This window comes from Paenibacillus sp. sg306046 (genome assembly GCF_059821225.1).
Window position 1 is genome coordinate 1 of sequence record NZ_JCAMRT010000048.1, and the last position, 15096, is coordinate 15096.

General features: G+C 57.4%; 4 protein-coding genes. 2 read left to right on the top strand and 2 right to left on the bottom strand.

Annotated features, from left to right (window positions below; translation table 11 throughout):
- The first annotated feature begins 75 nt into the window (after positions 1 to 75).
- Both AC6ROY_RS24750 and AC6ROY_RS24755 read left to right on the top strand, forming a co-directional pair.
- Positions 76 to 5286, top strand: coding sequence for an SDR family NAD(P)-dependent oxidoreductase (locus tag AC6ROY_RS24750; protein ID WP_500103234.1), 5211 nt, complete (start codon positions 76 to 78; stop codon positions 5284 to 5286).
- A 14-nt stretch (positions 5287 to 5300) separates the two neighbouring features.
- Complete coding sequence (locus tag AC6ROY_RS24755) at positions 5301 to 13076, top strand: SDR family NAD(P)-dependent oxidoreductase (RefSeq protein WP_500103235.1); 7776 nt, start codon at positions 5301 to 5303, stop codon at positions 13074 to 13076.
- Between the two features lie 53 nt (positions 13077 to 13129).
- Here AC6ROY_RS24755 and fabZ read toward each other — a convergent pair whose 3' ends face one another.
- On the bottom strand, positions 13130 to 13555 hold the full coding sequence (gene fabZ, locus AC6ROY_RS24760; RefSeq protein ID WP_500103236.1) for a 3-hydroxyacyl-ACP dehydratase FabZ: 426 nt from the start codon (positions 13553 to 13555) through the stop codon (positions 13130 to 13132).
- Between the two features lie 629 nt (positions 13556 to 14184).
- The gene (locus AC6ROY_RS24765; RefSeq protein ID WP_500103237.1) at positions 14185 to 14565 is read right to left on the bottom strand and encodes a PadR family transcriptional regulator; all 381 of its coding nucleotides are present in this window, start codon (positions 14563 to 14565) and stop codon (positions 14185 to 14187) included.
- Positions 14566 to 15096 lie beyond the last annotated feature (531 nt).

Here is a 15096-nt window from a genome sequence, read left to right on the forward strand (position 1 = left end):
CATGTGATCATTGAGGAGTACGTTCCGGCAGAGCCGCTGCGCACGCCTGTCGAGGTGTCGCCGCAAAATCCGGCCGTGATCGTGTTGTCGGCCAAGAACGAAGAACGGTTGCAGGAGCTGGCCGCGCGCCTGCTTCACGCCATCGAGACGCAGCCGTTCACAGATGCGGACCTCGCTGACATCGCCTACACCTTGCAGATCGGTCGAGAAGCGCACGATGCGCGCATGGCGCTGCTCGCCGACTCGCTTCAAGACCTCGCGACCAAGCTGCGCGCCTGCGTGTCCGGCCAAGAGGATGTCCCAACCGTCTATCGCGGCCATGTCAAAGCCAACCGAGACACCCTCTCGCTATTCCTCGCCGATGAAGAGCTGCAGGAAGCGATTGAAAAATGGATTCAGCGCCGCAAGCACGTCAAGCTCGTCGACCTGTGGGTCAAAGGATTGGAGCTGGACTGGAATAAGCTCTACGGCGAACACAAGCCGTGCCGCATCAGCCTGCCGACCTATCCGTTTGCCAAACAGCGCTACTGGGTGCCGGAAGGAACGGCCGGAGCGGCACGCACCCTGATGTCTTCGAGCGTCGTGGAAAACCTTGAAGTGCTGGCCCCGGTCTCGACGAACCTGCAAGCAAGGGTGCAAGAGGGAAGCGCTGGCACGCTCAGCATCGAACTGTGCGACGCCCAAGGGAACATCTGCGTTCGCCTGACTGGACTGCAGGCTGAACCTGCACAAGCGAAACCTACACAAGCGAAACCTACACAAGCCAAGAAGCAGCCGGAATCCTTCGAGTTGATGACATTCCGGGAAATCTGGCAAGAGCAATCCCTGCCTTCTGTCACAGCCCGGAACGCTGGAACGCTCGTCTGCTTCCTGTCCGATCCGGCACTGCAGCAAACGGTGCGGGAGGCGCTCAAGTCCCTGAGCCCGAGCCTGCAAGTCGAGTTCATCGCACAGGGAAGCTCGATTCCAGAGTTTTTCCAACGCATGCAGGAGGAGCGTCGAAACGTCTTCGGGATGCTGTACCTGTGGCCGCTTGAAGACAAGGCTCTGATCCGGGCGTATGCCAGTATCGTGAACATCTTGAAGTTCCTCGACGCTTCCGGTCTGAATCCCGAACGCCTGCTGCTGGCTGGGCAATTCGAGAACGGAGTGGAGCGAAGCTACGTTGAATCGTGGATCGGCTTTGAAAGATCGTTGGGCCTGGTGCTGCCTAACACGAAGGTGACAGCGGTCTTGCAGGCGGGCTCTTCCTCGCTTCAAGACTGGATGCCGCTGCTCTGGCGTGAACTCCATGCCCCGCAAGCGCGAAGCGTCCTGTACGAAGCAGGCAAGCGCCACATCTGCACCGTCCAGCCAACCCGCCTTGAAGCGGGCGGGCGCAAGGTGCGGGCAGGCGGCACCTACCTGATCACCGGCGGTCTCGGTGCGCTCGGCTACTTGTTCGCGGAGCATCTGGCCCAAAAACAGCCTGTGAACCTCATCCTCACTGGCCGCTCCGAGCTCGACGAGGAGAAGCGCAGCAAGCTGGGCGATCTGGAAACGCTGGGCAGCCAAGTCTTCTACCTGCAAGCGGACGTATGTGACGAAGAGCAGATGCGAGCTGGGCTGGTTCGTGCACGCGATCGCTTCGGACCTCTGCATGGCGTGCTGCATGCAGCGGGATTGTCCGGGGACGAGAGCCTTTTTGCCAAGGACATCAAGGCGTTTGAACGGGTTCTGAGCTCGAAGATCGCAGGAACCCTGCTGCTCGACGAATTGCTGGCGGAGGAGACCGAGCTTGATTTTGTCTGCTACTTCTCCTCGTCATCCGCCGTGTTGGGCGATTTCGGTTCCTGCGACTATGCGATCGGCAACCGCTTCCAGATGGCTTACGCGCAACACCGTCACGAACAGCAGCTGCCGGGCCAGACGCTGGTGATCAACTGGCCGCTCTGGAGAAAAGGCGGAATGGGTCTTGATGAAGGAGAGATCACGGCGAACTACCTGAAGTCGAGTGGACTGCGCTTTTTGGAAACGGAAGAGGGAGTGGAGCTCTTTGACCTGATCCTCTCGCAGAACGACGTGCAGCAGCTGGTCCTTGTCGGGCAGCCAAGCCGCGTCGAACGTTTCCTGGGAATGGCTGCAGAAGCGCAGACAGCGGTTCAACCCACTACGCTGCCGACGACGGTCAGCGTCTCACCGGACACAGCGATGCGTCCGGAGTTGCAAGGATTCTCGCTTGAGCAATGCATTGAGCGGGATCTCAAAGAACAGGTTAGCCAGATTCTGAAAATCTCTCGCGACGAACTCGATGTCGAGGAAAATCTGGTCGACTTCGGGTTTGATTCGATCAGCTTGGCCGAGCTTGGCAACCGTCTTTCCAAGCACTACGGCCTCGAAGTGACGCCGGCTTTATTCTTCAGCCACTCCACGTTGGAAAAATTGACCCTGCACTTCCTGCGCGAACACGAGGCGTTGATGACGCAGCACTACCTTGAACCGACTGCCGAACCAGCCCTCGAACCGACACCCGTTCCGGTTGTCGCTTCGGCTGTGTCTCCGATTGTCGATCCGGCCCGGCAAGAAGTCGCGGTGACAAATGAGATGCTCGTGCCGCCGACATCCGGCATTCACGAACCGATCGCCGTGATTGGGATGAGCGGACGCTTCCCGCAAGCGGACAGCGTGCAGGACTTCTGGCAGAACCTTAAAGCGGGCAAGAACGCGATCACCGAGATTCCTTCGGATCGCTGGGACTGGCGAAGTGATTATGATGCAGGCAAAATCACGTCCAAATGGGGCGGATTCGTGAACGACGTCGACTGCTTCGATCCGCTGTTCTTCGAAATCTCGCCGAGAGAAGCGGAGTATATGGACCCGAAACAACGCCTGTTCTTGGAGGAAGCATGGCATGCGCTCGAAGATGCCGGCTACATGGGCGATCAGATTCGCGGCAAGTTGTGCGGCGTCTACGTCGGTGTCGAAGAGGGTGAATACGGCTTCCTGACAGGGGATGGCGGCCCGCTCAACGGCAATCAAAATGCGACGTTGGCCGCCCGCATCGCCTATGCCCTCGACTTAAAGGGGCCGAATCTGGCGTTGACCGCCGCTTGCTCCTCCGGGCTGGTTGCGCTCCATCAAGCCTGCCAAGCCTTGCGCACAGGGGACTGCGACGTGGCGCTGGCCGGCGGGGTCAATCTGTTGATCTCCCCGATGATCTACCAAGGGATGAGCAAGATCGACATGCTGTCCCCGGACGGACACTCGTATGTGTTTGATTCGCGTGCGAACGGGCTGGTGCCGAGCGAAGCCGTTGCCGTCGTCGTGCTCAAGCCTCTGTCCAAAGCGATCGCCGATCGCGACCAGATCTACGGCTGCATCACAGCGACCGGAGTCAACTACAACGGCCAATCGAATGGGATCACATCGCCGAACCCGGACGCTCAAGCCGATCTGATTCGCAGCGTGTATGACCGTAATGGAATTGATCCGTCTGACATCCAGTTCGTCATGTCGCACAGCACCGGGTCGAAGCTGGGCGATCCGATGGAGATCCAAGCGCTGGCCAGCGCCTTCCGCAAGCCTGGCGCTCAAACGCAGAACTGTGCGCTCTCCTCGATCAAGCCGCTCATCGGGCACACGTTTGCCGCATCGGGCATCGTCAGCCTGATCAGCATGCTGATGGCGATGCGCGAACGCACGTTGCTCGGCTTGCACGGATTCGAATCGAGCAACGAGTACATCCGATTTGAGGAGAGTCCGTTTGTCGTCAGCACCGAGAACCGGGCGTGGACGACGCAGGAGGGCTGCCCGCGAGTCGGCGCGATCAGCACGACTGGGATCAGCGGCACGAATGCCCATGCCGTGATCGAAGAATACATGCCGCCCGCGATGGCAGTGCAGGTAGAACGACCGGGCGCAGCACAGCAACTGGTGATTCTCTCGGCCCGAAAACACGATCGCCTGCAGCACATGGCGGCTCGTCTGTCCGAGCATCTTGCGAGCGAAGCGGGCCGAGCCCTGACGCTCGCCCAGATTGCCTACACGCTGCAAGCCGGTCGCGAGCCGATGAAAAAGCGCGCAGCCTTCATTGTCTCTTCCAAAGAAGAACTGCTGCAGCGCTTGCAGGAATACATCGCCTCGCCTGTTGTGGACGAGACCCGTTCTGCACCGGATCGCCACCAAGCCAGAGCCCTTGTGGAAATCGCGCTGCAAGAGCGCAATCTTGAGCAGCTGGCGGACCTCTGGCTCTCCGGCTGCAAAGTGTCGTGGCAGCGACTACATGACGGCAAGCACGTGCAGCGCGTCTCGCTGCCGACCTATCCATTTGTCAAGCGTAGATGCTGGGTGGAGGGGCCGAAACCGCAAGAAAAGGAATTTGCCATCTCCAACAAGGCGGCCGAGTTCTATACGCGCGTCGTCGAAAGCGGAGACTCCGGCTTCCAAGAAGAGTATTTGACCTTTTGCCCGTTTGAGGAAAAAATCCCCGGCTTCTCGATCAGCCGCGTGTACCTGAACCCGGAACAATATCCGGCCGAACTTGAGATGGTGCGCAGCAAGCAGATCGAGATGCGCCGCGTGCTGTTCAGCCGAGGCGATTTCCAGCGCGCGCAGGCTCTGCTCGACATCGGATGCGGTCATGGGACAGACGTGATTCAGCTGGCCAAGCGCTACCCGCATCTGAAGACGCAGGGCTTTACGATCACGGCGGCGCAGGCGGACCTTGGCAACCGGAGAATTCAAGAGCTGAACTTGGGCGCACAAGCTGCCATTTTCCATGGAGACAGCTCCAAGGACCGATTCCCAGGTCGCTACGACATGATGATCGGGATCGAAGTCAGCTGCCACATCCCTGACAAGCAGGGGCTGTTCCGGAACATGTCCTCGGCCCTCAACGAAGGGGGGCAGGTGCTGATGATGGACTTCATCGCGAACCTGCGCGGAGCCATCGCCGATCCAAGCATCGACATCTGCATCCCGACTGTACAAGTCTGGATCGACCTGCTGGCGGAGCATCATCTCGTTCTTGACGAAGTGATTGACGTCTCCAAGCAGGTCGCCAACTCTCTGCATGATCCTGAGCACGCGAAGAATACGAAAGGTCTGCCGGAAGTCGTACAAAATTCCATTCGGAACTTTGCCAATAGCTCGATCTCGCTTGAGAAAGGCTGGATCAGCTACTGTCTGTTCGTCATCAGCAAAAATTCAGCTCTCAGCCCGGCCAAACTGCGAGAGCACAACGCAAAGCAGATGTCCAACAGGACGCCGTACCCGGAAGCCCGGCGCAACATGTTGCAACAAATCTAAAGGAGTGAGGGAGCATGAGTTCCGGGATGACCAGAACTGAGATCAAAGAGATCCTGTTCGAGATCTTCGAACAGACCTTGGGTTTGGAACGCGCCGAACTGGAGCAATCGGATACCTTCAAGGAACTGGGGATCGGATCGCTCAATGCGGTTGAACTGCTCGAAGCGATCAATGTCCGGTTCGACCAGAACCTGCCGACCAGCATCGTCTTTGAATGTGCAGACCTAGAGTCACTGGCGGTCTACATGGAGAAGCAGTTCCATACCCTCGTACAGCCTGCAAAACAAGCACAGCCGGCGGCACCAACGCCGACACCCGCTCCGCCCGCTCGCGAAGCACGGGTCGATACCGATGAGATCGCGATCATCGGTCTCTCCGTCCGGAGTGCCGGAGCGAGCGACCAAGATGAATTCTGGAACCTGATTCGCGACGGAAAAAAATGCATCAGCGAAGTGAGCGATCCGAAATGGCCGGAATACATCCAGGCCCATTCGTCCAATCCGTTTCCGATCAACTATGGCAAGATGGACGACATCGACCGCTTCGACCCGCTCTTTTTTAACATCTCGGCCATCGAAGCTGAGAAGATGGACGTCACCCAGCGTATTTTGCTGGAAGAAACGTACAAGTCTTTAGAAGATGCCGGCTACACCCCGACGCAGCTGCGCGGGCAGCTCGTCGGCACCTTTATCGGCACGGCCGGTTCCTCGGCGCTCGCTCAAGATTTTTCCCATTATTCCATGCTCGGATATGACATCAGCATCCTCGCGGCTCGCATGGCGTACTATCTGGATCTGAAAGGGCCGGCGCTGGCGGTGAACACGGCCTGCTCCTCGTCGATGGTGGCGATCGACCTGGCCTGCCAGCAGTTGAAGAGCGGGGAGATCAACCTCGCCATCGCAGGCGGAATCACGGTCTACAGCCATCCGGGCTCGTTCATCTCCATGCACAACGCCGGGATGCTGTCTCCCAATGGCGAGTGCCGTCCATTTGACGATGGAGCGAACGGCATCGTCGTCGGCGATGGCGCCGGGGTCTTGATTCTCAAACGCCTCCGCGATGCCGAGCGGGACAACGACCACATCTACGGCGTCATCCGAGGCAGCGGCACCAACCAAGACGGCCAGACCTCCGGCATCACCGCGCCGAGCTTCCTCGCGCAGAGCCAGCTGCAAGAATCGATCTACCGCAAGTACGAGATCGACGTGGAAGACATTCAATACATCGAAGCGCATGGCACGGGCACCAAGCTTGGCGATCCAATCGAGATTCACGCCCTTACCAACACCTTCCGCAAGTTCACGACGCAGAAAGGCTTCTGCGCAATCGGTTCGCTCAAGGCGAACATCGGTCACACGACGGCTGCAGCAGGCGTGCTGGGCGTGATCAAAGTTTTGATGAGCATGAAGCATGGAGAGATGCCGCCCTCCATCCAGTATGCGCAGGGCAACAAGCATATCGACTTTGCCAACAGTCCGGTCTATGTCAGCACAGCTCGTCGCGAGTGGACGCCCAATCGAAATGGCAAGCGCCTGGCTGCCGTCAACTCGTTCGGCTACAGCGGCACGAATGCCCATGTGGTGATCGAAGACTATCCCAATCCGTCGCGTCCGGTTGCAGCGCCGATCACCGAAGCGATGCCGGGTCTGTTCGTGCTGTCGGCCCAAAGCTCAGAATCGCTGCAAGCCAATGCCGATGCCGCGCTCCGCTACCTCCGCGCTCACCCGGACGTCTCGCTCCCTGACTTCCTGTACACCTACCAAGTGGCGAGAGAGAGCATGGCACAACGGCTTGCCATCGTTGTCAAAGACCGGGACCAGCTGATCGGCCAGCTCGAACGCTACCTAGCAGGGGCCGGCAAGTCGGGAGAAGTCTTCGTGGGCGCCGTCGGCAAGAACGGCAGCGTCAACGGGATCAATCTGGCCGACACCGAGGAGGGACAAGCGTTCCTCCTGAGCCTGCTGCACAACCGCAAGCTCAAGACGGTTGCAGAGCTGTGGGTCAACGGCAACCGGATCGACTGGGAAGGGCTTTACCTGGCGGGGACGGTCAAGCGACTGACCGGACTGCCGACCTATTCGTTTGCGCAAGAGCGCTACCCGTTGCCTGCGTTTGATAGCGTGCAGACAGGATTCGGCAAGCAGGAAATATCTGCTGTAAACGCCTTGCATCCGCTGCTCCATCGCAATACGTCAGACCTGACCGAAATGCGCTACAGCACCGTCTTCACCGGCGAGGAAACCTTCCTTCGCGATCGGACGGTACCGGAATTCGCCCTGTTGGAGATGGCGCGCGCGGCTGTGGAACAGGCGTCCAGCGCTCTGAAGGAAGGTCGCACCCGCCTTCGTTTGCAAAATATCGTCTGGGAGTCACCGCTCGCAGTGGGTGCTGACGGGTCGCAGGTGCATATCGCACTGTACCCGGCCGCTAACGGCGAGATCTCCTTTGAGATCTACAACGACGAGGAAGAGCTTCACGCATCAGGAAGCGCTGTGCTGACAGAGGACGAAGCGCCACTCCTCGATGCGTCCGCCTTGCAGGAGCGGGGCGCGCGCGTCACGCTGCCGATGGCGCCTTCGCAGTTTCTGCTCCATCCGCACTTGCCGGATGCCGTGCTGCAAGGGAGTGTGCCCGCCGCCTTGCAAGAGGTCGCGATTTATACCCCTTGCCTCTCCTCCATGTGGGTTGTGGCAGAGGACGGCAGCTTCACGTTCTGCGACGAACAAGGCAAGGTCTGTCTGCAAATCAGCGGTCTGCAAACGCAGAAGAACCGCCCGCAAGCGGTCTCTCCATCCGCCGAGCCGTTTGCCTTGATGACCTTTGAGGAGATCTGGCAAGAACAAGCTCGAAACGACCGCGTGCCGTCCGACTTGAACACGCTGCTCTGCTTCCTCTCAAATGCGGAGGCTCAGCGTGCGGTCGTGGAAGCGGTGCAGGCGCGAAGCCCGCAGACGCAGGTCCTTTTCGTCCCGCAAGGGACATCCTGCCAGCAGGCGCTCCGCAGCGTCCAAGAACAGCAGGGGGAAGTTGACGCCTTGCTCTACCTCTGGCCGCTGGAAGACGCTTCGCTCGTGGAGGACACGAAACCGATCCTCAACATCGTACAAGCCCTTGCGACGACGAAGCTTAAAGCCAAGAGCCTGCTGCTCGTCGGCCAGCACCGAAATGGGACCGAGCGTGCGTTCCTTGAATCATGGATCGGCTTTGAGCGCTCCTTGGGCTTGGTGCTCCCGGAAATCCGAGCGGCTGTCGTGATGCAAGAAGCCGGGGCCGTTTCCTTGCAGGAGAATATGCAGCTCCTTCTGGACGAGCTCAATGCTTCCAAAATCGAAAGCGTCCTCTACCAAAACGGCAAGCGCCACGTCTGCAAGATACAGCCGACCCGCATCCAAGCCAGCTCCTCCACCTTGCTGAAATCGGGCGGTACTTACCTGATCACCGGCGGGCTCGGCGGTCTGGGCTACCTGTTCGCCGAGCATCTGGCTGGCAAACACCCGGTTAACCTGATCCTGACCGGGCGCTCGGCGCTCGATGCTGCCAAACAGGCGAGGATCGAAGCGCTTGAAAAACGAAACAGCCGCGTCTTCTATCTGCAAGCGGACGTCTGTGACCGCACGCGTATGGAGGCGGGGCTTGCAAAAGCCCGGTCGCAGTTCGGCCGTGTTCACGGCGTCCTGCACGCAGCCGGCCTCGTCGGAGCCGAAAGCATTCTCGACAAGGATGACCGCCGGTTCCAGCAGGTGCTCGACCCGAAGGTCAAGGGAACGCTTCTGCTCGACGAACTGCTGCAAGGGGAGCCGGAACTTGATTTTACCTGCTATTTCTCCTCTTCGTCGGCGATCATCGGGGACTTCGGCTCGTGCGACTATGCAATTTCCAATCGCTTCCAAATGGCCTATGGCGAGCTGCGCAGCGGGACAACCTTCGTCATCAACTGGCCGCTTTGGAAAGCCGGGGGCATGCATTTTGAGAAAAATGAAAACACGGAAGCCTACTTCAAGACCAGCGGGCAGCGCTTCTTGGAGGTGGGAGAGGGCCTTGCGATCTTTGACCGCATCCTGTCGCAGAACCGCACCCAGCATCTCGTGATGGTCGGCCAGCCGAGTCGCATCGAACGCATGCTGGGCCTCGCGAAGTCGGCAGCGCGCGCTCCGGTGCCAGTACATTCCGGCAGCAACACCTTTTCCGGCAAGGGAAGACGTCCGGAGATGAAGGGATTCACGCTCGAACAGTGCGTGGAGTGGGATCTCAAAGAGCAAATCAGCTCCGTTCTCAAAATTCCGCGCACCAAACTGCACGTCGAGGAGAACTTGGCCGATTTCGGGTTTGATTCGATCAGCTTGGCCGAGTTTGCCGGTTTCCTGTCGAAACATTACAGTATTGCCGTGACGCCCGCCTTGTTCTTTGAGCATTCTACGATCAGAGCTCTGACCCGGTTTTACACGGTCACCCATGCGGAGGCAATGCGGGATTTCTACCAAGAGCAAGCCTACCAGGAGCAAGCGGCATCCGCACCGGCGATCGCGGCAGCACCTGCCGCCCCAATCGTCAGCACCCCGTTCAAGCGCCCTTCGCGCAAAAAGACCGGCAAGGCGCGATTCGCGGCCGGAGGAGCGGTGCGCAGTGCGCAGGAGCCGATTGCCATTGTCGGGATCAGCGGCAAATTCCCGCAGGCGAGCAATGTGCAGGAGCTGTGGAAAAACATCCGAGACGGAAGGGAAGCGATCACGGTCGTCCCGTCTGACCGCTGGGATTGGCGGGAAGAGAAGGGCATGGGCAAATGGGGCGGATTTGTCCCGGACGTCGACTGCTTCGATCCCTTGTTCTTTAAGCTCTCGCCCAAAGAAGCGGAGTACATCGATCCGAAACAGCGCCTGTTCCTGCAGGAAGCATGGCATGCGCTGGAAGATGCCGGCTATATGGGCGAGCGCATTCGTGGAGCCGCATGCGGCGTCTATGTCGGGGTGGAAGAGGGGGAGTACGGGTTTTTGGCCGGAGAGGACAGTCCGCTGAACAGCAACCAGAACGCCACGCTGGCGGCTCGCATCTCCTATGCGCTCAACCTCAAGGGTCCGAACATGGCGATCACCGCCGCCTGCTCGTCCGGTCTCGTCGCGATTCACCAAGCCTGCCAAGCTCTGCGCCAAGGCGAGTGCGACATGGCGCTGGCCGGCGGTGTCAGCCTGCTGATCTCGCCGATGATCCACAACGGCATGGGCAAGCTCGACATGCTCTCCCCGGATGGCACCTGCTTTGTGTTCGACGGGCGTGCAAATGGCCTGGTGCCGAGCGAAGCGGTAGCTGTCGTCGTGCTCAAGCCGCTAAGTAAAGCGCTGGAGGATGGCGATCAGATCTATGGCTGCATCAAGGGCAGCGCCGTCAACTACGACGGCCAGACCAACGGCATCACCGCTCCGAGCCCTGCGAGCCAAGCAGACCTGCTTCATCAAGTCTACAAGCGCTTCGGCATCAACCCGGCCGACATCCAGTATGTGCTCGCCCACAGCGTCGGTTCCAGATTGGGAGACCCTCTCGAAGTGCAGGCGCTCACCAACGCCTTCCGCCGACACACCGACCGGACGCAATACTGCGCGCTCGGCTCGATCAAGCCGTTGATCGGGCATACGTTCGCCGCATCCGGCGTCGTCAGCTTGATCTCCATGCTGATGGCGATGAAGGAGCGGATGATTCCGGCTCTGCACAACTATGAGTCGAGCAATGACTACATCAGCCTGTCAGACAGCCCGTTCGTGATTCATACCAAGAACAGATCGTGGACTACGGCTGATGAGCGTCCGCGCCTCGGTGCAGTCAGCACGACCGGTATCAGCGGCACGAACGCGCATCTTGTGGTCGAAGAATACATCCCGGCTCCGCAAGAGGCGGTCGATCCCGAACCGACGGATGCCCCACAGCTCATCGTCCTCTCCGCGAAAAATCGCGAGCGTCTGGACGAGGCTGCCGCACAGCTGCTCGCGTTCCTCGAAGCCGACGAGAGCTTGAAGCTGCCTGACATCGCGCACACGCTGCAGGTCGGCCGTGACGGGATGGAGGCGCGACTTGCGATGGCGGTACAAAGCCGCGACGAGCTGATGCAAGGTCTGCGAGGCTATTTGAAAAAAGGCGACGCGCCCATCGCACTCTATCTCGGCGACCTGAACGAGGCTCATTCCGAAATCCTCGATCTTCTGGCCGGGATCACTGGAGAGACCGTTCTTCGAGCCTTGCTGGCAGAGGGCAATCTTGGAAAACTAGCCCTCTACTGGGCGAAAGGCGGCAAGATTCCTTGGGAGGGGCTGCAAGGCGAAGCGTCCGCCCGTCGCATCTCCTTGCCGACCTATCCGTTTGAGCGCCGCCGCTGCTGGCTGACCGCTCGGACAATCGCAAGACGAGAGGTGACAACGCAGAGCCTGCAAGCCGTCGCTGCAGCTTCTGCTTCCGAAGCGGTTCCCGTTTGTGAGGAACAGGACCTGGCCATCGAGCAGGAGCTGCAGGAGCGAGTCATCGGCATTATCTCCGAACTGGTGGGCCTCACGCCTGCGGAGCTGAAGGTGAACAAGCCGCTCGACCACTACGGGTTTGACTCGATTCTGTTTATGCAGCTGCTACAGCAGATACAAACGCAGATCGACCCGTCCTTCTCCTTCGTCAAACTGAGCGAATGCCGATCGATGGAAGGCCTGATTCGAGAGCTGGTCTACAATGGAGAGACCAAGGCGAAACCGAAAGCGGAGCTCGTGAGCCAGACTCCCGCACCGCCGCAAGCACCGCTCGCAGCATCGCCGGCCCACAAACCGGTGCAGACCAGCTTGCCGCAGTTTCCGGAACTCGTCCTGCTGAACCAAGCCACGGAAGGTCGTCCGATTTTCTGGATGCACGGGGCGGCAGGCGGCGTCGGCATCTACTCGATGATCGCCAAAGTGAGCAACCGCCCCTTTTACGGCATCAAAGCGCGTGGTTGGATGAGCAACCGCAGCCCGATCCGAGGCATCTACGCGATGGCCGCGTATTACGTTCACATCATTCAGACCGTACAGCCAGAAGGGCCGTATGACCTCGGCGGCTATTCGCTCGGCGGCCTCCTTGCCTACGAAGTGGCCCGTCAGTTGCAGGAACTGGGGCAAAAAGTGAACTCCATTGTGTTCCTCGACACCTTGTATTCGGACAAAATCTACAGCAAGAACATGCTGCCGGAAGCGATGTTCAATCGAAAAACCGCGATCCTGCAATCGGTCAACATGACTCTGCTCACCGAGATTCAGCACGAGCCGGAGAAGATTCCGATCACATTGATTCACCGTGATAATCTGGACCCGGCGCTCTCGGATGAGGAATATGCCAAGCAGTTGCTGACCCTGGCCCGCGAGCGCGGCTACAAGCGTACGGACGACTACCTGAACACCATGATTCAGAGTAGTTCTGACGTGCAGGAAGCGGTCGACCGCAGCGGGTTTTCCATCTTGCCGTTGCCCGATCCGCAAGAGGTCAGCGCCTATTTCTTCCGCAACAAAAGCGGCTCATTCCTCGGGGCTCTGGAACCGTACTTCAAAGTCAAGACGAGCCCCGTATTTGACCAAGGAGATTATTGGGCCGAATTTGAACGTCAGATCGACGATTTCCACCTGTTCGACATCGACTCGTCCAATCACATGATGCTGCTCTCGGAACCAAAAGCAGCTGCGTCGATCCTTGCCTTCTGCCAAGAGCTCTACTCCGCATTCGGCCTGGACCCGACGTTCCTTGAAACGTTTGCCTACGAGCATCGCAGTCTCGTCGGCACCACTTCATAACGCCAAAAAGGGATGCTCACGCTGGTCGTGGGCATCCCTTTTTTGTCTTCAAATTAGTCTTTTTTGATCGCGAAGGTCAGTTCCGCTTCAGCGGCCAGCTCGCCGTCGACATAAGCAACGGCCTGTCCTTTGCCGATGACGCCTTTGAGTTTCGTGATTGAGACTTCGATGCGCAGTTGGTCGCCCGGAAAAACTTGGCGGCGGAAGCGAGCGCCGTCAATCCCGGCCAGGAAGGCGATCTTGCCTTTAAAGTCCGGCACGCTCAACATCGCGACGCCTCCAACCTGTGCCATCGCCTCGACGATCAGCACCCCCGGCATCACCGGAAATCCTGGGAAATGCCCTTGGAAAAACGGTTCGTTGATGCTGACATTCTTGATCCCGACCGCCTTTTGACCTTCCTCAACCGATTCAATTCGATCGACAAGCAGGAACGGATAGCGATGGGGCAACGTTTCGAGAATTTGGTTCGCGTTCATGAATGGATGCTCTCCTTTTATACGATATTTGGTAATGGATACAAGTATTATAGCATTCATAAGAAGAGAAAAGAAGGCATGAGGGAGGACAGGCCCGCGTTTAGCGTGCATATGACCCGGCGATAAACACAAGAAGAAAGTCTATCACTTGCTTGAAGAGGTAGAGCTGCTCCAGCCACAGCGGCGAAAGCCGGTCAAGCGTTCGCGTAACTTACGGCAAAGTAACGCTTCACAAGCTGCGGCATACCTGACATCAAATCGCTTAGAATTAACGTAGTGAGGAAGTTAGTTAAAGTTCATGCAATCACTGTTAATGCAAAACGAATGATGCAATAACTTTTGAGGAATTGATAAATCCGAGGTATGACGTGTTTGTTCTTTACATATTCACAAAACTCGTATTTTGTACATATGTTATAAGCTCGCTTAATACCTCTAGGCTACTACCTTTTCATTTGCTATCCATACACCCTAACGATGATCGCAATAAAAAGCAGTTGCCGTCCAAGAGCTCCTGGTAGCTGGTCGGTCGCTGCTTTTTTTATTAGCCGAACAGCGGGATCTAGCGACGGAAAGCTGAAACATAACGTTGAGCGATTCTCGAAGTTCCGTCGCTAATGCAGTCCTGCTTACTTGTTATATTTAAGCAATGTTTTATTAAATAACTGGTATACCTTGATTGCAAGGTCGACGCGCTCAGGCAGGTCCGATAAGAGCTGTTGAAAATATTCGACCCCGGATTCGGTTATCTCATAATATCGGTTGTATTTATTGTCGCTGCTCCATTTACTTGTTGCATGCCCTTTTTCAGCTAACGTTTTCATTCTTTGTGAAAGATAAGAATCATTTACACCTACGCCGTCCAGCATCTCAATGATAACCTGATCAATTTGCTTCCCGTATCGGCGTCCTTTTTGCAACTCGGCTAATACGATGAAGTCGATCACTTGCTGGACCTTGACAACGTAGCCGAGCGAGAAATCTTTTTCTCTTGGTTCCGGGTTTTTCATTGCCTCTCTCCTCCTTTCTACATGTAGTCGAGGATTGCTCTACAGCCTCCCTCTTATTCTCAATTATACCATAATATACGTGATTTCAATACACGTGTTTGCACATGTTTCTTGATAAAAATTAACCCCCTTTTAAACCAGGATTTTAAAATCATTTCGTATTTATACGCACAAATGTTTGGAATGCGTTTTAGTATTCATGCAAACACGTGTATTGAAAACATGCGTTTGCTGGGCGCAATACAATGCATAAATCAGACGCATCGCATCGTATCCGTCCCGACGGGAACGATTTACACACTTAGCCTGTCTTTATCAAGGAAGTGGCATGTGAGGGGGAACATTTGAAGCGGGTCGCTCCTTGACTTCCCCGTTGATATCAAATATCCCCCTTCGCCTGCTCGACAAATGACAGAATAGACTTCAATGAAATCTCGTCCTGCTAGGGCGAAATCGTGCACTAGTAGAACGCTCCTGAAATAACGTTGTAAACTTAATGCTCTAGCCCATAGCTCCAACGATGGGGCACCG